The 23,398-nt window shown below is 58.9% G+C and carries 26 protein-coding genes; 24 read left to right on the top strand and 2 right to left on the bottom strand.

What is annotated here, in order from left to right:
• Positions 1–26: 26 nt before the first annotated feature.
• Both AC24GY_RS12775 and AC24GY_RS12780 read right to left on the bottom strand, forming a co-directional pair.
• Positions 27–950, bottom strand: coding sequence for a hypothetical protein (locus AC24GY_RS12775; protein WP_487683384.1), 924 nt, complete (start codon positions 948–950; stop codon positions 27–29).
• Between the two features lie 2 nt (positions 951–952).
• Entirely contained in the window at positions 953–1,324 is a 372-nt protein-coding gene (locus tag AC24GY_RS12780; protein WP_487683386.1) for a hypothetical protein, read from the bottom strand.
• A gap of 242 nt (positions 1,325–1,566) precedes the next feature.
• Between AC24GY_RS12780 and AC24GY_RS12785 the strand changes: the two genes are divergently transcribed.
• The 24 genes from AC24GY_RS12785 to AC24GY_RS12900 all read left to right on the top strand — a co-directional run bounded on the left by AC24GY_RS12785 (position 1,567) and on the right by AC24GY_RS12900 (position 23,394).
• Entirely contained in the window at positions 1,567–2,235 is a 669-nt protein-coding gene (locus tag AC24GY_RS12785) for an XRE family transcriptional regulator (protein WP_487683388.1), read from the top strand.
• Positions 2,236–2,245: 10 nt separating this feature from the next.
• Positions 2,246–2,977 (top strand): hypothetical protein, encoded by a 732-nt coding sequence (locus tag AC24GY_RS12790; protein WP_487683390.1) that lies wholly within the window; start codon positions 2,246–2,248, stop codon positions 2,975–2,977.
• 40 nt (positions 2,978–3,017) lie between these two features.
• Positions 3,018–3,362 carry a hypothetical protein gene (locus tag AC24GY_RS12795; protein WP_487683392.1) on the top strand — a complete coding sequence of 115 codons (345 nt, stop codon included), beginning with the start codon at positions 3,018–3,020 and terminating at the stop codon, positions 3,360–3,362.
• 264 nt (positions 3,363–3,626) lie between these two features.
• Positions 3,627–4,394 (top strand): hypothetical protein, encoded by a 768-nt coding sequence (locus AC24GY_RS12800; RefSeq protein WP_487683394.1) that lies wholly within the window; start codon positions 3,627–3,629, stop codon positions 4,392–4,394.
• A 5-nt stretch (positions 4,395–4,399) separates the two neighbouring features.
• Positions 4,400–4,966 (top strand): peptidoglycan-binding protein, encoded by a 567-nt coding sequence (locus tag AC24GY_RS12805; protein ID WP_487683396.1) that lies wholly within the window; start codon positions 4,400–4,402, stop codon positions 4,964–4,966.
• 2 nt (positions 4,967–4,968) lie between these two features.
• Positions 4,969–5,508, top strand: a complete 540-nt coding sequence (locus AC24GY_RS12810; protein WP_487683398.1) for a hypothetical protein — start codon at positions 4,969–4,971, stop codon at positions 5,506–5,508.
• Between the two features lie 14 nt (positions 5,509–5,522).
• On the top strand, positions 5,523–5,768 hold the full coding sequence (locus AC24GY_RS12815) for a hypothetical protein (RefSeq protein ID WP_487683400.1): 246 nt from the start codon (positions 5,523–5,525) through the stop codon (positions 5,766–5,768).
• Positions 5,765–6,247 (top strand): DNA cytosine methyltransferase, encoded by a 483-nt coding sequence (locus tag AC24GY_RS12820; protein ID WP_487683402.1) that lies wholly within the window; start codon positions 5,765–5,767, stop codon positions 6,245–6,247. The genes AC24GY_RS12815 and AC24GY_RS12820 overlap by 4 nt, the downstream gene beginning before the upstream one ends.
• Complete coding sequence (locus tag AC24GY_RS12825; protein WP_487683403.1) at positions 6,244–6,912, top strand: hypothetical protein; 669 nt, start codon at positions 6,244–6,246, stop codon at positions 6,910–6,912. The genes AC24GY_RS12820 and AC24GY_RS12825 overlap by 4 nt, the downstream gene beginning before the upstream one ends.
• Complete coding sequence (locus AC24GY_RS12830) at positions 6,912–8,486, top strand: hypothetical protein (protein ID WP_487683405.1); 1,575 nt, start codon at positions 6,912–6,914, stop codon at positions 8,484–8,486. The genes AC24GY_RS12825 and AC24GY_RS12830 overlap by 1 nt, the downstream gene beginning before the upstream one ends.
• A gap of 305 nt (positions 8,487–8,791) precedes the next feature.
• Positions 8,792–10,324: a phage portal protein family protein gene (locus AC24GY_RS12835; protein ID WP_487683407.1), complete on the top strand. Its 1,533-nt coding sequence runs from the start codon at positions 8,792–8,794 to the stop codon at positions 10,322–10,324.
• Entirely contained in the window at positions 10,321–11,625 is a 1,305-nt protein-coding gene (locus tag AC24GY_RS12840; RefSeq protein WP_487683409.1) for a hypothetical protein, read from the top strand. The genes AC24GY_RS12835 and AC24GY_RS12840 overlap by 4 nt, the downstream gene beginning before the upstream one ends.
• A 54-nt stretch (positions 11,626–11,679) precedes the next feature.
• Complete coding sequence (locus AC24GY_RS12845; RefSeq protein WP_487683411.1) at positions 11,680–11,985, top strand: hypothetical protein; 306 nt, start codon at positions 11,680–11,682, stop codon at positions 11,983–11,985.
• A 67-nt stretch (positions 11,986–12,052) separates the two neighbouring features.
• Positions 12,053–12,640: a hypothetical protein gene (locus AC24GY_RS12850; RefSeq protein ID WP_487683412.1), complete on the top strand. Its 588-nt coding sequence runs from the start codon at positions 12,053–12,055 to the stop codon at positions 12,638–12,640.
• Positions 12,641–12,688: 48 nt separating this feature from the next.
• Complete coding sequence (locus tag AC24GY_RS12855; protein ID WP_487683413.1) at positions 12,689–13,717, top strand: hypothetical protein; 1,029 nt, start codon at positions 12,689–12,691, stop codon at positions 13,715–13,717.
• A gap of 71 nt (positions 13,718–13,788) precedes the next feature.
• Positions 13,789–14,259 (top strand): phage protein Gp36 family protein, encoded by a 471-nt coding sequence (locus AC24GY_RS12860; protein WP_487683415.1) that lies wholly within the window; start codon positions 13,789–13,791, stop codon positions 14,257–14,259.
• A gap of 82 nt (positions 14,260–14,341) precedes the next feature.
• Complete coding sequence (locus AC24GY_RS12865) at positions 14,342–15,883, top strand: hypothetical protein (protein WP_487683417.1); 1,542 nt, start codon at positions 14,342–14,344, stop codon at positions 15,881–15,883.
• A gap of 148 nt (positions 15,884–16,031) precedes the next feature.
• Positions 16,032–16,619, top strand: coding sequence for a hypothetical protein (locus AC24GY_RS12870; protein ID WP_487683419.1), 588 nt, complete (start codon positions 16,032–16,034; stop codon positions 16,617–16,619).
• Between the two features lie 96 nt (positions 16,620–16,715).
• Entirely contained in the window at positions 16,716–17,483 is a 768-nt protein-coding gene (locus AC24GY_RS12875) for a chitobiase/beta-hexosaminidase C-terminal domain-containing protein (RefSeq protein ID WP_487683420.1), read from the top strand.
• Positions 17,484–17,489: 6 nt separating this feature from the next.
• On the top strand, positions 17,490–18,428 hold the full coding sequence (locus AC24GY_RS12880; protein WP_487683422.1) for a hypothetical protein: 939 nt from the start codon (positions 17,490–17,492) through the stop codon (positions 18,426–18,428).
• Between the two features lie 44 nt (positions 18,429–18,472).
• Complete coding sequence (locus AC24GY_RS12885) at positions 18,473–18,910, top strand: hypothetical protein (protein WP_487683423.1); 438 nt, start codon at positions 18,473–18,475, stop codon at positions 18,908–18,910.
• Between the two features lie 21 nt (positions 18,911–18,931).
• The gene (locus AC24GY_RS12890; RefSeq protein ID WP_487683425.1) at positions 18,932–21,193 is read left to right on the top strand and encodes a hypothetical protein; all 2,262 of its coding nucleotides are present in this window, start codon (positions 18,932–18,934) and stop codon (positions 21,191–21,193) included.
• Positions 21,190–21,660 (top strand): hypothetical protein, encoded by a 471-nt coding sequence (locus AC24GY_RS12895; protein WP_487683427.1) that lies wholly within the window; start codon positions 21,190–21,192, stop codon positions 21,658–21,660. The genes AC24GY_RS12890 and AC24GY_RS12895 overlap by 4 nt, the downstream gene beginning before the upstream one ends.
• A 12-nt stretch (positions 21,661–21,672) precedes the next feature.
• Complete coding sequence (locus AC24GY_RS12900) at positions 21,673–23,394, top strand: hypothetical protein (RefSeq protein ID WP_487683429.1); 1,722 nt, start codon at positions 21,673–21,675, stop codon at positions 23,392–23,394.
• Positions 23,395–23,398 lie beyond the last annotated feature (4 nt).

Consider the following 23,398-nt stretch of genomic DNA (forward strand, 5'->3'; position numbering starts at 1 on the left):
GGTTGACGGTTGAAGGTAGTGATCGGTCAGAGGCTCTTGAGCAGGCGCTCACGCACGCGGCGGGTGATGGCGCTGGGCAGGCTGTGCAGATCCGTGCGGAGGTAGCGCGCAGCGCGGCGGAGGGCTGCGGGTGTGGCGTTGGCCACTTCACTGCGGGCGGCTTCGACGGAGGCGCATTGGTCAATGAGGATGATCAGCGGTGCGCGGTCATCACACTGGCCGTCACAGTTGATGTCTCCGCAGGCATCGCCATGGTGGGCGGATGACTGCTGAAGAGATGATACCGATGTGGGATGCGGAACTGGCGCGGCTGAGCCTGCCGGAGCCGCGTGTGGCGCTGCCGGTGATGCTGGGCATCCTGAAGGGGCCAGGGTCAGCAGAGGCAGATGCGGCTTGTAGCCTTTTTGCTGATAGACAATCCTGGCCGCAGCTAACAGATCCAGTGAGGCTAGAGGTTCTGTTTCGCCTCTGCTGCGCAAGATGGTATTGCACCGCCCATCCAGCGCAAGACTGGGACCCGGATGAGACGCTGCAAACATTCGCAGAGTCCTTACTTGTAGAGTACTGGCAATGCGGAGGGCGCGTGGACTGGGTGACAGAAGGTCTGTGGGGCTGGCCTCCGCCTGAGGGCGCAGTGGGAGAGGCTGCGCCTGAGTCTCACTGGCTTCATTAGCATCCCATCCTTCAAGCGTGTGGTCGGGACCACCTTCGGAGAGGGACTGTTGCAGCTGCGCCGTGGCTGGAGTGACGGGTGTGTTGCGGGCGAGGTAGTCATTGACCACCATCAGCGCCTCAGGGTGCAGCTGGCAGATCTGATAGATCAGGTGCTCCAAGCTGCCGCAGGCAGCGGCGTAGCTGTTATGGGCCACGGCATCAATGCTGCTGTGCAGGGCCGCAGTGCCAACGGCCCGCGTAAAGTCCCTCATGGAGTGTTGAGTGGTGAGTTTCATGATTAAGCGGCCTTTCTTGGTGGAGTGGTGAAGCCCATGATCTTGTTGAGCTTGGTGATGCAGCGGGGCTGCTGGACATTTTGCCGGACGGCTGGGCAGGAGCTCAGCGGGAGAGGCGGAGGAATGCGGAGGCGGAACCTGATCTTGCTTGGCAGCAGGGCCGTCAGTGCGGCGACGAAGTGGTTGTGATCTTCGCGAGTCTTGACCTCTCCCCTCCGAATGAATGGAATGGCTGCGAGCTGCACGCTGAACGGTGCGTGGCGAAGCATGAACATGAAGGCGAGTCCAAACTCGGCCACAGCGGAAGGATGCTCTGCCTGCTGTTCAGAGATGAAGAGTTCCCAGTGCTCTTTGATGTCTTGGGGAAGGCTCATCACGCGGCCCTCCGTTCATTTTTGATGAGCGCTTTATAACGCGAAGCCAATTTAGGCAGCTCCCATTCACCCGTGAGAACGCGGTAGAGAGTGCAGCGGTTCACGCCAAGCTCTTTGGCATGGCGGCAGATGCCGGGGAATTTAGTGTCGCCGCGTGCTTTGCGTTTGTGCGTTTGTTTATGTTGTGGCATCTTTTGTTGCGTTGGTATTCGCGTTTTAAGCGATAACGCGAATTTGCGCAAATGAATATTAGCGTTCCAGAGAAAATATTTTCGCGTTTGCAGTCTGCTTGCGAGCAGCAGGGAAAAGCATTGCCTAATCTCGCGGCAGAGGCTGGGATCGCACTTAGCTCCATCTACCGCTGGCGCTCAGGTTCGAAACCGAGACGCAAAAACATTGATGAACTCGCTTTGCGTTTGGGGGTAAACGCTAATTGGTTAGAGACCGGCGATGGTCAGATGATCTCAATTAAACGCGAGTCATTCAGCAACGCTCGAATACTTGGACCTGTTGACGAAATTTTCGTCGGGACAGTGCCAGTCGTTTCTTGGGCGCACGCTGGATCTGCCACCAGTTACGAGGAGCTACCGGCTCATTGGCAGGAGCGTATTCCAACCTTGTGCAGGGGAAAGAGGGCATTCGGACTAATTGTCGAAGGTGACAGCATGGAGCCTAAATGTGAGCCCAATGATATTGTAATAGTTGATCCTGATGAGGAACTAAGAAATGGCTGCCTGGTCGTGGCAAAACTGAAAAATGACGGTGTCGTTCTTCGGAGGTTTACACGACTGGAAGGTGAGCGCATCAAGCTCATCCCCTACAACGCAATTTATCCATCTGTTGAATATTCCTTGAAGGAGTTTCATTGGATTTATCCAGTGCACTCATCTTTTCGAAGAGAACTCATGTAGTTGACCGAAAATGATAACACTCACTCCAAGGCCATTGACGGAATTATCTGAGTGGCGTGATGAGCATAAGGAAAGATTGCGCCGTGAGCGTCAGTCCCTTGAGGCCAGAAGTCCTGGAAAATTACGTGAGCTTGCACTCAGGCTCCATGATATAGAAGCTAGAGATGGCCCAATGAGTTTGGAGAAAATTTTCACAGACGCTGGTGCTGGTGCGAATGCGGAATATAAGAGGCAGACAGAACAGCGCCGTTGGGATCGCCATGTGAAAGAGTGGAAGCGGCGTGGCGGGACTGGCGATCCACCTCCTATGCAACCATTACCTGGGGCGAAACTGGCCCCAACAAAAGAATACCCAGAAGCACAATCACTCGGATTTGATTGGATGCCATTTCACGGTCATAGCAGGCATTCGCTGGATGGTCGTTGGCGCATTGTCTGGGGAGACAAGAGTTCTGGCCAAGCGAGACGTGTGGCATTGTTTTATTATGACGAACTGCGCCTCTGGCTTGAGCCTAGCGAACGAATCGCTGAAGCATGGGTGGCGAACAACGGTTTCTTTGTTTTAAAGGATGCTGCAGACACGGATGATGTGAGTTTTCTTTTCTCTGACGATGCCGGAATTCCCTTTCATTCATGGGTACGTGAATGGCGTTTCCTCACCTTTTTGAGATTTGATGCTGACGGCATGGGCTTCTCTTATCATGATGACCAAGGTTCTCATGAAGTGAAATTTAAAGCGTGAAAATAAAGCTGGTGGCCACCAAAAAAGATCAGAATAAAATATGAAAACAATACTCTCCTGCGCCCTCTCTCTACTCATTGGCATTCTTGGGACATGGTTTTTTCTGAAGCCAGAATTCGGAGAGGGGGAGCGAAAGTTTTATGACCAGATTGTGTACTACCATGCGCAGGTGGTCGCCGAGGGGCATTATGGATCGAGTGCATCAACCGCTTTGGCCTGTCAGGATTTGGACAAGTTATTGATTGAGGTGAAGAATCCGGTTTTCATCAAAAGGGCACGGGGATTGGTCTTCACCTTCAGGCAGGCACATGAGGAAACTGCGGCGAAAGAATTTAAAGCGGAGGCGGAAAACTTCTTCGCAATCTATGCATCCCAAATGCAATAAGACCTTGATTCAATATCCTCAAAGCCGCGCATTCCTGCGCGGCTTTTTTATGTCCTGATGTCGCGCCTACTGGTTGCGCACTCGTCCCACTGGGCGCGGTGAATGCAGGCGGGCTGCACGCACTGTGCAGGCCGCTACCCGTGTCATGGCTCGTTGTTGGGCCTTTGCATGCTGGTGGGCGGTCTCTGGCTGGCCTTGGGGGGTTCAGCCGGGGGCCGCTCATCGCGGCGGGTGGTTTCAGTCCTCACCTCACCACCGCCCATCATGAAACTGCTCCTGCTCTCTCTACTGTGCCTTGCCGCCGTTCCCTGTGCTTTTGCGCAGGACATTGATCCTGCTATTCAGGAGGCCGTGACCAAGGCTTTGCCGCCTGCTTATGAACGATACGGCTTGTGGATCATCCTCCTGCTCGCTGGCATCCTGCGCTTCACCACAGCCAAAGGCAACGGCCTCAACAACTGGCAGGCGCTGGGGGCCGTCTTCAAAGGCACGAACATTCCCAAGAGCCCGCTGCTGCTGATTGGCTGCGTGGGCATGCTGTCCCTGAGTTCGTGTGCGCCTTTTGCCGCCTTCATGGCTTCCAATGCAGGGCAGGCCACTGTGGCGCTTGCGGATCTCGGGCTTAATCTGGCAGCTGCCAAAGGCAAGATCACCCCGGGGGACAACGTCGCCATTCAGCGCGGACTGGCCATCGTGACAAATCCGGCAGACCCCACAAGCCTGAAAGTCTTCAGCCTGGCTGAGCTGGGTCTGCAAACCGCCGTGAACAAAGGTGTGATCAAGCAGGGCGATGCGCTGCTCATCCAGGAGGCCGGGGTTATCATCAAGAGCGCCTTCCTTGCACCGCAGCTGCCGAGTGCGAAGCAGCCGGTGAAGGTGCTGCCAACAGCCGCCGTGAAGCCGCGCCAGAACCGCATCAAGCCGGAACTGCCATACGATGATGGCCCGGGCTGCATGCAGCTGGCCGACCGCATCCCCATCTGCGGTGAACGCGTGGCCTTCATGCTGAGCACCGTCAACATCAGGAACTGAGCGTCATGAAATCCCTCGCTGAAAACTATGCGGCGCAGTTTGCCGCCTGCGTCATCAAGCCCGAGCATGAGGCGGAAGTGCGTGCGCAAGTGCAGCGCATCCTTGGCAGCAAGGGACGCTATCAGGAACTGGCCGCCTTCTTCAAGGGCATGCCCTGGTGGGTGGTGGCCGTGCTGCATTCCATGGAATGCGGGCTGAGTTTTTCACAGCATCTGCACAACGGGGATTCATTGAAAGCACGCACGGTGCAGGTTCCCAAAGGCAGGCCCAAGACAGGCGGACCGCCCTTCACCTGGGAGCAGTCCGCACGGGATGCCATCATCTGCGACGGGCTGCATCTGGTCACTGACTGGAGTATCGGCAATGCGCTGGTGGTTTTGGAGAACTACAACGGCACCGGCTACCGCAGGCGCGGCGTTCCCTCTCCCTACCTGTGGAGCTTCACCGATCAATACCGCTGCGGCAAATACGCCAGTGATGGCAGATACGACGCACGGCTGGTGAGCAAGCAAAGCGGCTGTGCGGCGCTCATGAAGGCACTCCAAAAACTCAACGAACTGTCCAAGGATTGATCATGATCACCCTTGCCTCTCCAGACATCGGCGGCGTGCCGGCCGATTTCGTGAAGTACTTCGTCATGATGTGCATGGCGGGCGCGGGCATGTGGTATGCGCACAAGCGCGGCAAGCAGGCCAGCGGCACGAAGTCAGACCCGGTGAGCATCGCGCAGCCGCTGGATGTGCGCCCGGTGCCTGAGCATGCGATCAAGGGCGACACGCGGGACGAACTCAAGAGCCTGGACGACAAGATCACGGCCAGCGCCCGGGAGAACCTGCGGCAGCACAACGCCACGGCGGAGCGCATCCATGAAATCATCAAGGCGGGCGAGGACCGCGCTGCAACGATCCTTGGCGCACTGCATGCCATGGAGACGCGCATGACGACGGCCACACTCAAGGAGATCAAGGACATCCATGAGCGGCTCAACCCTGTGGCTGAGAAGGTGCAGGGCCATCACGAATCCATCAAGCATCTCAATACCCGCGTCGCTGAACTCTGGACGTGGATCTGCAAAATTTTAGATCAACTCCCGCTCCTGAAAAAATCCAAGTAAAGCCCCCCCCCACTATGACCACCGCCTCCATTGCCCTTCGCCCCGTCATCCGGGATGTCATGAAGATGGCCCCCACCCGCCAGTGGAGCGAGGCGGGGCTTCTTATGCAGCTGCGCACGCTGGCACCGGAAGCCAAGGCCGTGGATCTCCTCGCCGCCATCGTCTGGAATCAAGGCAAGGACTACGTGAAGGCGGGCCGGAATGAGGAGCTTGAGTGCGATGTGTGGACACTCACGGAGAAAGGACTCGCAGCAGCGTGAATGAAAAAAAGAAACCCACAGTTGGAAGCCTCTTCGCAGGCATCGGCGGGCTCGACCTCGGCTTTGAACAAGCCGGATTTGAAACCCGGTGGCAGGTTGAAATCAACCCGCTCAACCGGTCTGTGCTTGCCGACAGATTTCCCAACGCGCAAAGGTTTGCTGACATCCGCACGGTCGGGAAGGAAGCGCTTGGATATGTGGATTGCGTCCTTGCCGGGTTCCCGTGTCAGGACATCAGCAACTCCGGCGCAGTCAGACGGGAAGGACGAACGGGGCTCAGGGGCCCACGCAGCGGCCTATTCTACGAAGTCCTACGTATCCTCGATGAGCTACGGCCTGAATGGGTGGTGCTTGAGAACGTCGCGGCACTGCTCCATTCCAATGATAGCCGCGACTTTGCAACGGTCATCCAGGAGCTTGCTGTGCAATGCTCACATTGGATCGCGCAAAAAATCATCAGCGAAATAAACCGAGCATGAACCGCAAGCCCATGCCATCCGCCGTGCTCAAGCACATGGAGCCTGAAGATCAGGCGGCGCTCTTTGAGTTTTTGCGCAGCAAAGGCCCGGACGGCAAAGGCCGTACGCTGGACGATGGCGTGAAATGGGTTTTTTCCAACAACGGCGTGCGCACCAATGACAGCAGCCTCAGCGAGTGGCGCGGCTGGTATGAGATGCAGCAGCGGATTGGCGCATGGAATGCAGACGTGGAGGATTTGAAGCGGATGCTTCGCACGGAGACTGCGATAGATCCGAACCTGATTCCCAAGATCGGTGAAGCTGTGTTCATCAGCAAAGCGGCTCAAGAGGGCGATGCTAAAACCTTCGCAGCCGTCGCCAGCATCATCCAGCGACACAAGGAGCTTGAGAACAATCAGACCGTGCATGCTGAGAAGATGCAGCTGGAAGACAAGAAACTGAAGCGCAAGGACCGCAGCCTTGATCAGGCGGAGAAGAAGCTGGTGCAGGCGGAGCGGAAGATCGCTGCGCTGGAAGCTCAAGCGGAGCAGGCCAAGCTCGCAGCGCAGCGCGCCAAGGATGTGCTCAAGACTGGCGGCATGGATGAGAACATGCGCAAGCAGCTCATCGCGGAAATGGATCATCTCCTTCTCGGCAGGCCGAAACCTCAAAAGGAGGTGAAGTGATGCACCTCGTCACCGGGCCGCAGTTTGATACGGATGCAGGCCTGAGCCGTTACCTGCTCAAGACTCAAGCAGAGATCGTGCTCGATGAATGGCGTTATCAATTCTACCGGAAGGCAAACCGCACCGGGATCTCGTGGACGATGGCGCTCAAGGATGTGCGCAAGCGCATCATGTGCCCGGGGCGTGACTGCCTGTTCACCACGCAAAACTGGAACGGTGCGCTGGAGTTCGGGCGGTACATTGAATTCTGGATCGACCTGTACAAGCTTGGCCGGTTTGTGATCTCCCGGAATGAGGAATGGATCACGGTGCACCGCGATGATGGCAAAGGTGGAACCATCGCCACACAGGAGAAGGTGGGCATCTACAAGTTTGACGGCGGGGCACGCATCATTCTGTTTTCGTCCTCGCCCTGGGCCATCCAGACCTTTGAAGGTGATGTACGCTGGGATGAGTGCGAATTCCATGAACGGCAGGAGCAGATGCATACGGCGCTCTCCACGCGCATTCAATTTGGCTATGACTACATCGCATGGTCTGCGTGCAATGGCGTCAATACCTGGGTGAATCAGGTGCTCTTCAAACTGGCCAGCCAGCCGGACTCAGGCTGGAAGGTGCGCATCTACACCATTCATGATGCCATTGCGGAGGGGCTGGTGGAAAAGATCAATGAGCGCAGCGGCATGAAGATGACGCGTGAAGAGTTTCTGGAGGATGCGCGGCGGCGTGCGCTCACGCCTGCGATTTTTGCGGAACGCTTTGAGTGCAACCCCTCCGACACCGGCAGCAGCATTGTGCCCTGGTCGGTGATTGAACGCTGCCGTGATCAGTTCATCTACCGGCATCATCTGCATGATCATCAGATCAAGGAGTTGTTCGGCCTGCCAGACACGAGCGCGGAATACCGCATGAAGAAGATGCATGCATGGATGGCCGCGCAGTTCGGGGCGCTCAATGGCAAGGAGAAGATGCGCATTGGGTTTGACGTGGCGGCCTCCGGTGATGGAGACCTTGCCGCCATGTGGATTGACGCCAAGACGCCGCGTGGCCTTGAGCAGCGCGCCTTGCTCACCACGCAAACGGAGGATTGGGATTTCTTGACGACGGCGCTCATGTGGTTCATGGAGCTTCCGGATGCGCGGGGCTGCGGGGATGCCACCGGCCTGGGGCGTCAAATCACCTGGACGGCGGAGCAGCGCACCGGAGGGCGATTTGTCGGCGTGCCCTTCACTCGCAACAGCAAGAGCGAGATGGGATCACGCCTGATGAACTCGCTCACCAGTGGCGAGTGCCGCCTTGCCACCGGCAATGATGATGTTGCCATGGACATTTACAGCACGCAGAAGGCGATCACAAATGGCGTGCTGACCTTTGATTTCGGCACCAACCCACTCAATGCAGCCAGCCATGGTGACATGTGCGCCGCGAAGATGCTGGCCAATCATACCGAAGCGACTGGCAACGGTGCGGAGTTCGGCTTTAGCCGGGTGGCGAAGGACAATGGACAGCATGGACTCAACAGCCCTCAAGAGGCTGGTTTGAGAGCCAGATTGAAGAGAATTATCGGGCTTTGAGCCGAGGCCGCGAAATTCGCCTCAGACCCCCATTTTCGCTGTCATCACCCCGGAATAGGGGTGTGGAGGGCCAGAAAACCTTGCAGGACGCTTGCAGGGCCGTTCTGGCGGTGGGTCGGGAGGCCGGTTTTGGCGGTGAGGGGAAAGGTGGGGCGGGCGGTGGTTTGGGGTGGGAGGGGCTTGCGGGCGGGCGTTTCCGGGTTTCGCAGGGGGCCTGCATGGGGTGTGCAGCCGCCTTTCTTGATGCTCACTCGTCCCACTGGGCGCGGTGATGAGATGCGCCGGGGCATGCAGTCTAGCCGGACTTGAAACCAGGCACCTCCATCTTCAGTCGTGAAATGCTCCGCTATGTGCGGGAGATCCGCACGGCCATGTTTCGCGGCCTGAGCGGCGAGACGCTTGCTTGTGCGCTTGACGGCTTTGACCGGGGAGATCTGCGGCAGGCGGCCACGATGTGGCAGCCCATGGCGCGGCGGGATGACATGATCAGCATTGTGAAGCCCAAGCGGGAGAAGAGTGTCTCCCGGCGTGAATGGCAGGTGCTGACGGTGGATGACTCCAGCGCCGCCAAGGAGCAAAAGGCGGTGCTCACGGATTTCTGGAACAACGTGCGTGCCGTGAACGCCTTTGATCTCAATCAAAAGGGCGGCTTCGCGCTGCTGGTGCGGCAGATGATGGAGGGCGTGAGTTTTCAGTACGCGAATCATCACCTCATCTGGAAGCCCTCACGCAACAGGCTGGACTGCATCTTTGAGTACGTGCCGCTGCAATTCTTTGAGAACCGCACCGGACTGCTGCGCTTCTGCCCGACCGGGTTTGAAACGGAGGGACAGACGCTGGAAGAAACCGAATGGATGACCACGGTGGGAGACGGCCTCATGGTTGCGGGTTCCATTGGCTACTTCTGCAAGCGAAATGCGCTGGCTGACTTCCTGGCCTTCTCTGACAAGTTCGGCACGCCCGGGATCTTGGGGCGCACGAAGCATGGCAAAGACACTGAGGGCGGCATGGCCCTGGCTGAAGCGGTGGAGGCCTTCGGGCAGGACTGGGCCGCTGTGCTCTATGGTGACGATGGCCAGGTGAAAGACCCCATCCAGCTCATCCGCGCCGAGGGTGGCACCGGTTCTCTGCCCATGCCTGCGATCATCGACCGCGTGGACAAACGCTTCACCGCACTGTGGCGCGGTGCGGATCTGAGCACGATGAGCGCCAAGGATAGTGCGGGCGCATCCCTGCAAGGCGGCGAGACGGATCTCATCGAGCAAGACGATGCCCTCACGATCTCCGAGAAGCTCAACGAGACTGAGCGCATCGTGCTGGAGTTCCACTTTGGTGCGGCCGCCGCCGCATCGCCCAAGGCTTACATCCGTCTCATCGTGCCGCAGAGCGAGGATTTGAAGCTGCTGCTGCAAGTCATCCAGGCGCTGGTGCCGCTGGGTGCGCCGATTGCCATCAATGACACGCTGGAACGCTTTGGCATGGCGCAGCCCAAGCAAGGCGAGGCCCTGCTCACATTGGCGCGTGCCGCTGCTGCGCCCGCTGATCCTGCCGCAGCGGAGGATGCCGCAAGACTCAATGCGGATGCTGCGGAAGAAAAGTTTCTGGCCGGTGCCGCAAGGCTGCTGGCCAAGGCGGGCCGCGAAGATCGCGCCGAACTTGTCGAGGAGATGAAAGCCGTGCTCAACGCACCGGAGGCCACGCGGCTCAATGCCCTGGCCGGATTTGTGGAGCGGCTCCCTGAACGCATCGGCGACGACTCCGCGCAGCAAGAGGCATGGGGAGACCTTCTGGCCACCGCCCTGGTCAATGGCTGGGCATCCAACTCAAACCCATCATGAAAACCAACCTGCATCAATTCTTTGGCAAGATTGCCGTCGTTCGCCTCAATGCGGAGCTGCAACGCATCTTTGCCAGCGGCCTGAGAACTCAGATCAATGCCGAACTGCCGGAATGGATCCAACTGGCACCGTATGGCGAATGGCCCACCAGTGAGCGCAAGGATGACGGCACGCCCGAGGCGGTGCAGATCTTCGCTCAAGCGGATGGCGAGGCATTGGTGAAACGCTTCAATGCGTGGCACCGCAGAGTTGCGCGTTTGGCGCGCTTGAACTCCTGCAAGGTCTACGTGGGACATCCTGACTTTGCTCCTGACATCTGGCCGCAGCGCATCGAGCTGGGGGATGTGGTGGAAGTGAGCGCGGATGCTCATGGTCTGAATGGCCGCATTCGTTGGAATGATGATGCGGGCGAGCAGCTCAAGAAACACGGCTTCCCATCGGTGGCCTGGGATACCGACGAACAGGAGCCCGGCAAAGAGCGCCCCGTGATGCTGTGGAGCGTGGGGATGACCAGCCGCCCGAACATCAAAGGCGTGAAGAGCGCCATCAATGCCCATCCAGAAACCGAACCACCCACAACCGAAGACAAGCCCATGAACCTGCTCGAACAAATCAAAGCCCTGCTCATCAAGAGCGGCCTGCTCAAGGAAACCGACACTGACGAGGCCGTGCTCAGCGGCATCAGCTCCATGATCTCCAGCGTGGCATGGCAGCGCACGCAGGAGAAAGAAAGCACGGAGATTGCCGATGCGATCAAGACCGCCCTCAACTCCGCCGATGCCAACAAGCCCGTGCGTGAGCTGGTGGGCATGCTCATCACGGAACGTGCAGGCCTGATCTCCGCCAATGCGGAGCGTGAAACCCGCATCAATGCCGCCACAACGGCATCTGCGGCGCATGCACAGCGCATCAGTGAATTGACCGCTGAACGTGATGCGGCGAAAACGGCCCGCATCAATGCCGAGCTGAGCCGCCTCGTTGAAACGGGACGTCTGACAAAAGCCGAAGCTGATGCCGAGGGCGCAGAGAGTGTGCGTGCACGACTCAATGCCAACGTGGACAAGACTCTTGAGGAGCTGAACGCGGTGCCTTCACGTCTCAACACGAAGGGGCTCAACATTGGCGGGCAGAAGCCTGCCATGATGGACGCCCGCGACCGCATGACGCGCATCAACGCCTGGACTGACAAGTACATGGCTGAAAAGAGCGTGGGCTATGACGAGGCCTACAAGGCCGCTGAAGACTCCACGGAACTCAAGCCTCTGTTTGAGGCGATGAAGGCCGCTGCACCTGCCGCATGATTTTTTTAACCGCGTTCAACGCACATCCAACACCACCCGCCACCACACACCACCATGGCCACTAAAACGAAAGAACAGCTGGAGCAGGAGCTTGAAGAAGCTCTGAAGAAAATCGGCACCCTCGAAGCCGACAACGCCAAATTCGGAGCCGACAACGAGGCGCTCACGATCAAGGTCGCCGATCTTGAAAAGGCACTCGCGGCCAGCGGCAAGGAAAAGCCGCCCGCCTCTGAAAGCGCGGATGAAAGAGAAATCCGGCGCCGCATGACTGGCGGCATCACACGCAAGCAGGCTGAGGAAGCCCACGCCGCCCAAAAAGCCCACGATCAAAAACTCAAGGACCAAGCCGAGTCCAAATAACCCTTTGCCTCACGGCATGCGCTTTGAGGCAGCTCACAACAAACCGAAACCAAGTAAGACATAACCAATGAAAATCGAACTCGTTATGGGCTGCCTCATTCTCGCAGCCTTTCTCCTCGCGGTCATTATCCCCATGTGGAAGATGGCCTTCAGTCAAGACACCCGCCGCCGTGTGCGCTACAATGCGCTTGGGGATGGGACGCATCACACGCTCAGCCTCCGGGCTGATGCCTCCATCGCCGCCAAGTTCCTGCTGGTGAAACGTGGCAGCGATGCCAAACACGCTGCGGTCTGCGCGGCTGCATCTGATGAACCTCTCGGCGTCTGCACTGATGAAGCAACTGATGCTGAAGATCCCATCGCCGTCCAGCTGCTGGGAGTCGTCAAGTCCACGGTGCTCATGGTTGCTCAAGGCACCATCGGCGCGGATGTGGATGTGTATTCCTATGGGGATGGCACCATCACCACGACACCCGCAACGGCTGGCACCTTCTGGAAGGTGGGCAAGTCACGCACTGCTGGATCTGCTGGTCTGGAAATGGAGGTTGAGCCCTGCCTGCCAGTCCTGACCAAAGTCGTGGCCAATGCCGCCAACCTCGCCACCACCCAGGCCGCCATGGTCAACGGTGCCGTCGTCATCGTCCTCGGCGCATAACCTCCATTCATCAACCACCTCAATCATTCAATTTAACTCACACCTTTTATGATCAAACGCACCACACGCCTCAATGCGCAGAAGCGCTTCGAGGCCATGACAACCGCTGTCGCCGCCATCATGGCGATGAACACCGACCCGGACTTCACCGGGAAGAAAGAGGAGATCAGCCGCATGAATGCTTCCAGCATCATCCAGGGCAGCTTTTCTGAAAAGCTCACCATCTACGCCACCGGCTGGAAAGACGATGGCGAACTGCAAGACGAACTCGATTTCTTCGCGCCCTCCGTGCCGGTGACGCGGCGTTTTGAGTATGCCGAAAACATCAACTGGGAGTCGTTCCTCTCTGACGCGGATGAAGATCTGCGTGCCAGCGGTGCCGACTTCAAGAGCGTCAAATACAACACCACCAAGACGCTTGGCAAAACGGCCAACCGTGGCCTGCAGATCGTGGTTGATCTCGATGATGTGAAAGAAGAGATCGACTGGGAAAAGAAGCGCGTGGCCAAAATCAAGCGCCGCCTGATGATGAACAAGCTGCGTCGTGCGATCGCACTTTACACCGCCGCCGATGTTAACACCGGCAAGACGTGGGACACCACCGCTGGCAAAGATCCTGACATGGATGTGATCAGCGAACTGGTGACGGCGGCTGACCTTCTGGGGCAGAAGCCTCTGCGGGTCGGTTATGGTGACACCGCCTGGAGCAAGCGCGCCATTGCTCACCGCGCCCAAAACTCTGCGGGTGGCTTCTCCTCTGCGGGGATGACACCGGAGATGCTGGCCGGACTGCTCGGAGTCGAAAAAGTGCGGCACAGCAATTCCCGCTATGCCTCCACCAAAACGGCCAAGTCTCAGGTGCTCGGCCAGCTGGTGCTGATGTTCACCGCGCTGCAAAACGCGGATGAGGAAGATCCTTCCAACGTGAAGGACTTCTGGAGCCCCACAGACCAGGGCACGCAGTATGCTGTTCACAGCATCCCTCATGGCGTCAAACAGTGGATCATCGCCGTGGAGCATTACGAAGATCTGCGTCTGACCAGCAATCTGGCGATCCGCAGCTTCACCATCAGCTAAGCGCCGCCTCAAACCCTGCGCACCGCTGACGCGGTGCGCAGTCTTGAGGCTGCAACACAGCAATCCCCATCATGGCCTGGAACACGATCACCATCGACGATGTCAAAGGCATCGTCAGCGCTGCTGAGTACAGCAGCATCACCACGGCCTCACTGCCGGATGGCAAGACGGGCACTGAGCTGGTTGAGGAGGTGATCAGCAACGCGATCGCGGAAGCTCGCGGCTACATCGCGGCGGAAGCCTCCAATGTGCTGGGCATCGAAGGCACCGTGCCGGATGAGCTGCGCGCCACACTGCTGGTGATCGTGCGTTACCGCATCTTCACACGCCTGCCGAAGATGAAGGCGCTGCTGGATGACCTGCGCGTCAAAGAATATGACGAGGCGATGCGCAAGCTGCGTGATGTCTCGGCGGGCAATTTCAAGCTCGTGCAACCCGTGACGCTGGCGGAGCCTGCCCAGCAGGCGGGTGGTGGCAGTGTCGGACTGGTGAGCAAGGGCAGGAAACGCATGAGACGGGAGAACACGGGAGGGCTGTTCTGATGCCCCGGCCACCTCCTGAGTTTGGCGACATAGAACGCGCCGAGTGGGAGGGCGCGCATTCAATCATTCACCGCTAGACATCATGTCCCTGCTCATCCCCAACCCCTACGGCAGCACGCTCAGCGCGGCGTTCAAGCTGGCGCGTGAGCGCGGGATCTATCCCACCTGGATGGGGACGGCGGAGATCCGCGAACTGACCAAGGCGATCAAGGAGCGCGCCGTGTTCAGCGCACGCACGACGAATGGGGTGTACCTCGATGAACTCAAGCAGCGCATTGAGCGCTTCGTTGCCAATGGCTATGATGGAGACCAGGGGAAGCTGAGGCTGGAGTTGAAAGACATCCTCCTGCGGTTGCAATACGATCCGGTGACAGGGTTCCCTGGGGACGAGGAGCTTGGCATCCCTCCGGCGCGTGCAGGCTCCCTGCAAGATCTCAGCAGTGACAAGCGCATCAACCTCATCCTCGACACGCAGCTCAAGCTTCTGGCTGGCAAGGGGCAGGAACAGCAGGGCTTGAGCTTCGCCGCATTGGATCTGTTCCCCGCATATGAACTCGTGCGCATCGAGTCACGCCGTGTGCCGCGTGAATGGCTGCGTGATTGGGAGATCGCTGCGGACAACATCAACTGGGAAGGCGTCTCCAAAGAAGCCTTCAAACAGGGGCGCATGATCGCGCTGAAGATCTCGCCCATCTGGGCCGCCGTGGGAAGCAGTGCGCTGTTTCCTGATGCGCTGGATGTGAGTCATCCTCCCTTCCGTTTCAACAGCGGCATGGGCTGGGAAGTGAAGGACCGTGCCGAGGCGGAAGCGTTCGGCCTCAGCCTGCAAAAGTTCAGCGAAGACGCGGACTTGCAGAAGCGGAAGCCCAACACCATCGCGCTGGCTTTTGCAACGGCGCTCTCCAAGCAGAAGGCAGATCCTGCCTTGGCTAAGACCATGGCCAAGATGGCGCGTGATATGACGCTACCGCTGCCGCTTGCGACGGTGAGCACCAACGGCCTGAGCGCGGCCACGCTGGCGCGGCTGAAGAAGACGATGGACAATGCCGAGGCCAAGAATGGCAAGCTCACGCTCAAGAGTGTCTTTGGCAATGCACCGCCGCCGCCACGCAAGCAGCGCATGAATGCAGCCAGCCTGTGCGATGGCCTGGACTGCCTGCTGCTGATTGATGATGCGATCAGGATCAACATGGGCAACCGTGCAGGTGCGCTCAAAGGCTGGGAGACCAGACGCCGGAAAAAACAGGCGAGACTCGGCGCGGATGCTCTGAAGAAAGTCATCCTCAATCAAGAAGACAAGCCCGGGGCCATGGAGGTGAAGGGACTGGGCGGCATTGATTTTCTGTGGGGGGCACGCGGTGCCAAGGCGGAGAATGAACAAGGTGCCACGCATGCGGGCGGATGGGGAATTCATCACATCCACTCAAAGCGGGGCATGACTGCCATCAGGCGTCTGCCTGTGGTTCTGGCACACGGCAAGGTTGGCAAACATGAAGAGGCGGACAAACGTTACATCCGGCATGCAGGATGGACGGCAGTGGTCAAACGCTCAAGGCCCGGGCATTGGAGTGTGACGACGCTGATTCATGATGACATCCGGGGCCGGAAAAAACCACGCTCATGAGCAGACATGAAAAAGCCCGGCTTCCCTTGCGGTCAACCGGGCCTACGACTCAGGTGAGAACAGGGCTGGAGTTCCCTGGCTCTACACATTCACGCCAACTGTTTGCCGAGGCGCGAAAGGGTGCTGTGAAGGATTCCACTCTAACCGCATGACTCCATTTATCAATGTCGAAATCGTGGTGGATGACAACACGCCCGTGTTGCAGGAGCTGCACAAGGAACTGGAGGATCTCACCCCGCTCAATGAGTACATCGGCGCGGCGGCGGCGGCAGGCACGCGGATGCACATTCGAACGAAAGCCTCTGACACGCATGATACTGCGAACAGACTGGGTGCCACTCCCACAGGCTACCTGACCAAGCGTGCCGAACTGGTGAGCTACACGGCGAGCAGCGCAGGCGTGGAGCTGGCTGTTACGGGCGCGATCTTCCGCCGTGTGTTTGGACCGGTGACCATCAAGCCTGTGGCTGGCAAGATGCTGACGATCCCATGGCGTGCCGAGGCCTATGGCAGGCGGGCGCGTGAGTTCGGAGATCTGTTTGTGTATGTGAGCAAGCGCGGCAAGGGGCTGGCCTTTTTGGCGCGGCGTGAAGGCAAGACGCTCCAGCTGTACTACCTGCTCAAGAGCATGGTCGTGCTGCAACAGGACACCGGCCTGCTGCCGACTGAGGAGCAGTACGCACAAGGTGCTGAGATCGGAGCACGCGGTTATTTGAGCAAGCTGCGGCGGAGCTGACGATCTCGATACTGTAAACCGTTACAGCATCCCCATGCTCCCTGTTGCGCACTCGTCCCACCGGGCGCGGTGATGAGGTGCCATGTGGCATGCAGGATGGCGGCTGTGATTGATGATTTCATCCAGCAGCTGCATGACGATGTTTACGGCGCTCTTTCGAGCGATGCCGGACTCGCGTATGTGCCGGTGTACCAATCCCGCACGGCGCTGACACTCGACAACGAGGGCAATCCAATCATGGGACAGAGCCAGCAGATTGAGGAAATGATCAAGAGCGCGCTGGCTGGCATGGAAAAGAAAAACGGCAAGGCAGGCCTGGCCTGCGTGGTGATGCTGCCGGACGTGAAGGGTGAGAGCGTGAACAGCGCGGCCCCGGCCATGCAGCTCCTCATCAAGGTGCGCATCATCGAGAACCGGCTCACGAATGAAGGTGTGGATGGCACTGGCATCACAGCCAGCAAGCTGGCGCTGCATGTGGTGCAGGTGCTCAACCGCCGCGCCTTCCGTGGTGGCAATGCGCTGTACTGCGACCTCAAGGCCATGGTGCAGGAAGTGCCGCTGCCGGATGACGAAAAAGCGCATGAGTGCGCCTTCATCCAAAACATCACGCCGGATGCACTGCCCAAGGTGGCAACGCCAACCATCAGCGCCGCAGGAACCCTCATCACACTGGCCTGCACAACAGCAGGCGCGGCCATCTACTACACGCTGGATGGCGGCTATCCGGGCAGCGGCAATGCAGCCGTGCTGACTTATGCCGAACCCTTCACCCTTGCAGCTGGTGACCACCGGCTGCGCACCGCCGCCGAGCATGCAGGCATGCAGGCCAGCAACGATCTCAGCGCAGAAATCACCCTCGACTAACACGCCATGTCCAACAATCGCACACTCATCCTCCGTGAACCAGGCCACATCATCCTTGATGCAGCCGGAACGCCCGCCACGTTTTACTCTGAAGCCCCCTGGACGGTGGAGATGATGGAGGAAGTCGTCTCTCTGCCATCCTCCATGTTTGGTGATCTGGACCGCATCCCGGTGGGGCGGCTGGTGAAGATCAAAGGCATCGTGCAGCAGTTCAGTGATGGCGCTGTGGCCAAGCTGTATCCGTTTGCGGCCAAGGCACGCGGTGCCTCCATCCTTGCCAGCACAGACAAGCCGCTGGACATTCACACGACGAGCGGCAAACGCTGCCGCATCCCCAACGGCTTTGTGTACAAGGAGCCTGACATCCGGGGTGATGTGCGCAAGACGCCGCTGGGTGAAGTGGAGTTCTGGGGTATCGTGCCGCTGAGTGGCGACGGCAACACGCTGGCGAACTTCTTCAATGAAACGAGCGTGAGCTACCCGGGGGACTCGCTCTTTGACACGAGCGCCATCATCACGCCCGCGTGGAGCGTTTCTTTGGGTGCCACGGCTGTTGATCTGGCAGACAGCGGCTTCACCCTCAAAACAACGCCCAAGCTCGTTGAGGACAAGATCAATGGCGTTGGCACTTACAATGTGGCCATCGTTGACTACGGCGTTGAAATCGAGTTGGAGCCCATGAACCTGACCCGCGCCGCCGTCATGGCGATGGCGGGATGGGGGACTGCCCTGGGCGGCCGCAAGAGCGCATCTGGCATGGAGATCGTGTGTCAGGGGACGGGCATCTATGTGGCCGTGCGTGGCGCGGCTTTGGTGCCGGGGGCCAACTTCTCCTTTGGCGCTGAACCCCGCGCCGTGGGCAAGCTGAAGTTTCAGAGCACGCGCTCATTCGATACCGGCGTGGAAGTGGCGCAGCTCTACGTGGGCGAAGCCGAGCCTGCCTGATCTTTGATTCACACCCCCACGACTCCACACCTCATCCTTCACTTATGGAAACGCTCGTCACACCCATCACAGAAACAGCCGCGCCATCCGCCGCGCCCCCCATCAGCATGGAAGCCTGCACCAAGCTCAAGGGCTGTTTTGATGCTCCCCGCTGGGCGAAGATCGAAGCACAGGCAGTCAAGCAGTCTGAGAACCTGCCTGCACTCTGCACGCGCCTTGCAGCGACCAGTGCGGCGCGCTACCCGGACAATGAACTGGCGGCGAGCTACAGCGCGGCCAACCGTCTGCTGATCTCGCTGGGCAGCACGCTGAAGAAACAGGACGTGGAGCGTTTTGAAGCTGCGCTCAATCCTAACGCGGTGGCTAGCATTGCCATTGTCGATGGTGAGGCCTCCACCGCTCTCACAGCAGAAGGAGTCCCTCCCGTGGTGAAAAAAGTACGCGGCGGCAAAGCCGAAGCTGTGCCGCCTCCCGTGAGCTAACACCTGCCGACCACCGCCGCCATGGGTGACAATGAAAGCCAGGTCAAAATCAAAATCGTCACCACCGCTGATTCAAGCGGTGTCGATCAGGCGCGCAGTCAGTATGATGAGCTGTTTGAAGATCTGAAGCAAGGCGTGGCCAACGCTCTCAAAGGTGAGGGCGTTGACAGCAAGTTCATCACCCACGTCACGGATGAGTTTGACCGGCTCAATACGGAGCTGAAAGAAACCGGGGCGAGCGGTGACGAGGTGGCGCAGAAGATCGCGAAGCTGGAGCAGAATCTGCAAGCGGCCGCTGCTGCGGAGTCCAAGCGCATTGCACAGCTCAAAACCAACTTTGAGATGGCCCTTCACGAGAAAGACGTGAAGGAAGAAGAGGCGGCCAACCAGCGCCGCCGCCGTCAGGAAGATCAGCTCTACATGGAGGCCGAAGGCCGCAGGCTCCAAGCGAATACTGAGAAGCTGGAGCAGGAGATCATGGTGCGGCTCAAGAATGAGCGTGTGGCACGTGAGGCCACTGAGAACACGAAGCAGCTCGGTGCCGCGATGCAGGGCACGCGTCGCGATATCGGAAGCGCGCTGCTGGTCGGAGCTCAGTTCGCGGATGACATGCAGTATGGCTTGCGTGGCGTGATGAACCAGATCCCACAGCTGGCCGCGGCTCTGGGTCTGGGTGCTGGCTTGGCTGGTGTCGTCGGTATTGCCGCCGTAGCGGTGAATCTGCTGTGGGACAAGTTTGGCGGAGCAGATGAAGCCAAGGAAAAAACGAACGAGGTCAATGAATCTCTTGAGCAGCTGCGTGAGAGTCTTGCGCGTGCGGGCGAAGCTTCCAACAAAGCCTTCCAACTGGAACTGGACAAGTACCTTGCCGATGTGGAGCGCGCCTCCACGGCATGGAGCACGATGGGGGCTGAAATTAAAAAGGTGCTGGGCTACCACAACGAGGTGGCCAAGGTGCAAACAGAGATCGCCAACTCTCAACTGGAGATCGCCCGCCAGACTGCGCTTACTGGTGCTAAAACCGATGATGAAAAGAAGGCCGTCAATGCCGAGTATGATGCACGAAAAGCGGCGCTGAATGACGCCAGCGCCATCGAGCAGGCAAAGCGCAACCTTGAAGCTGAGAAGGCACAGGCCGAAATGCTGCGCCGCCAGTTTTCCAACGTCCACAATCAGAAGGATGAAGCCGAGGGGAAAGTAGGAGAGGCAAACAACGCACAGAAATCCTACGGTGAAAAATTCGGCGGGCTCAGTGATCAGGCGCAGCAGGTGAAGGCTTATGAAGAAGCCGCCAAGCAGCGTGATGAGGCTCTTGAGCGCATGAAGCAGCTGAATGCTCCCGGTGCCACCATGGAGAGCACTGGATCGTATGAAGGCGAGTATGAGGAACTTCAGGCCAAGCTGGAAGAACTGCACAACACGATCGCCAGAGAAGCGGCGGGCCTCGATCAGGCGCGCAAAGATCTCGAATCTGGCAAGGGGCTTTCCTTTGACCGGCTCAAAGGCCAGGCTGAGAAGGCCAAGGATTCCAAGGATGATGAGGAGCGGCGTGGAGCGCAGTCTCTCGCGCAAGCTTTGCAGGAAGCCGCTGATCAGCAGAAAAAAATAGATGCTGAATTAAAGACCGCTAATGAAGCTCTGAAAACGGCAACCGAAGCCGTGGCTAATATCCGGCAAGCTGAAGCGGACAACGAGAAGCAGCTCGCCCTCAAAAAGCTGCAATTGCAGGCTTCTGAGGCCAAAGACTCTGAGGACTTCGTGAAGGCTGGAACCGCAAAGGCGCAGGCCGAACGCGAGGCGGCTGAAAAGCAGCGCAAGCAGCAGCTTGAAGAGCAGGCGCGCAAACTCGAAAACGATGCCAAGGACGCAGAGATGCGCGGCGATACGAAGGGCGCGGAAAACCTGCGGAAGAAAGCCGAGCGCGCCAAGCTGCCGGACAATGCCACCGAGGAGCAGCGCCGCGCCCTGGAGCTGGAGCAGCGGCAGCGTGCAAAGAACGCCACCAAGGGCGGGCCTGAGGCCGTGGTGGATGCGAGCAGCATCACGGGGCCGCTGGACAACCTGGCGAAGAATCTAGGACCGGCTGGCAGTGAGCTGGCCAAGGCTGTGCAGCAGTTGCGCGACGGCGGCGCTACGGCCAAGGAAATGCAGCTGGTAGTACAACATGTGCAGGCGCTGACACCAATCATTACCAAGCGCTTTGGTGATCAGGCAAGACAGATCGCCGCGCTGGAAAAGGCCGTGGCAAACCTAAACGCCAAACTGAGGACTTCCCAGCAATGACAATTGATCTGCATGATGGAGGCACTGACTTTGCGATCGCCAACGGCGATGACCGCACGCTGCAAGTGCTGGGTGATGAGAGCGTGGACATGCAACAGCAGACGCAGGTGACGACGCTGAGCCGAGATGATGCACCCACGGCCTTCCCTGAGCATGCGGTGCGCAGCGTCTCCTTGAGTTATGCCGTGGCATTCCCGGCATGTGCCAGCCTGGAAGATGCGCTGATGCAGTCGCGCTTGATCCAAGCGCAATGCCCCAAGGGCGGTGTGCTCAAGGAATACCATGCCGGTGTGCGCATCACATACGCGCAGGCATGGATCAACCGCATCTCCACTGACCGCACTGGTGTGAGCAACCGTTTTACTTTTTCTCTGACCGCAGTGCGCCCAACCGCTGAGGAGCTGGTGCTGGACAGCGACGGCGAGATTTTCACCGACGGCGAAGACGACGAAGAATTCACTTACTGAACCCCTTTTTTTATGAGCAAGAAACTGCAAGACCAGGCCACGACCACCACCACACCCACGAACTGGTTTGTGAACATCGCAGGCGGTGTGAGGCAGCTGACTGCCGCTGCTTTCAATTCATTGATCGGTTCATTGCTGGGAACACAGACCCATGCGGCGACCGCCAAGACGACGCTGGTGGACGCGGATGAGCTGCCGCTCTCCGACAGCGCGGCGAGCAATCAGACGAAGAAAATCACATGGGCCAATCTCTGGCTGGCCATCAAGGCCAAGGCAGATCTGGTGTACGCTGCCGTGGCGCACAGTCACAGCGCAGCGGATCTCACCAGCGGCACGCTCCCAGATGCACGCTTCCCCAGCACACTGCCTGCGCTCAACGGCAGCGCATTGACCAACCTCAACGCGGACGCGCTGACAACAGGCACCATCGACGTGGCGCGTATCCCGCTCCTTTACAGCGGCATCCAGGTGGTGAGCAGCGGCGGGATCGCGGATCTCACCAGCCCGCAGCAGGCGACGGTGACTGGCGGTGCCATCGTGACGACGACCGACGGGCGGCGCTGGATCTACACCGGCAGCGGCGGCAAGACGACCGAGGCGAGCTACATCGAGATGGCGGATGTGACCCCTGATTGGAGCATCATCGCGAACAAGCCGAGCACGTTTGCGCCATCAGCGCACGCTGCCGCGCACAAGTCTGGCGGCGCCGATGCGATCAAGCTCGATGAGCTGGCCGCGCCCACGGATGTCACCACGCTCAATGCCACCACCTCCGCGCATGGCCTGCTGCCCAAGCTGGGCGGCGGCACGACTAATTTTCTACGTGCCGATGGCACATGGGCCGCGCCTGCGGGTGGTGGCGGCGGGGCTGGCATGACTGATCCTTTCGTCGCCTATCTGAGCAGCGATGGTGATGACACCACGGGCGACGGGTCGCCTGGTGCGCCGTTTCTCACGGCGCAGGCTGCGGTGGATGCAGGCTACTTCGTCCTGCGCGGCGGAGTGGGCAGCTTCGGCAACATCTCCATTTCGACGCCATCCACGACCCTTTGGCTGTTGGGGGTCGGAAGGGATCAAACGATCTTTGGCGAGGTCAACATGACCACCGGGAGTGTCATCGGCAACGGGGTCTGGATGTTGAAAATATCAAGGATCACATTCACTGCCGCCACTGGCGCTGCTGGTGCAACGGGAAGCACCTACGGCGGCACGGGCGGCACTGGTGACATGGGTCCGGCCGGATCAGGGGCTGTGAGCGGATGTTATGTGGTCAATGAGATCACTGTGAATGGCGGATCGGGGGGGGCGGGCGGCGCGGGGGGAGATGGTGATGGCAGCGCCACCATGTCTGGGAATGGAGGTAATGGCGGCGATGGATCGAATGCCTCGTTGATCATTGATGACTGCGATTATAATGCAGCCTATTGTCGTGGAGGAAACGGGGGCAACGGCGGCAACTCACCTTACGATGCCGCTGGTCAAGGCAACGGCGGCAACGGAGGGGCTGCCGGCCAAGGCGGCAACATCAGCATACGCAGATCCATTGAGAGGAGCTCGCATGACACTGCACCGGGGGCGTATGGGGCTGCTGGCGTGGGCAGCACGAATGGCTCTGACGGGAGTTCCAGCAGTAATGGGCTGACTACCATCGGCCCGTTTTCACAAGCGAATACAGGTGCGAACACCTCGGACACTGTTCTTGCTTCCATCTATAACGGTACATTCACAGCCTAGCCGC

The organism is Prosthecobacter sp. Pr1 (assembly GCF_057652315.1).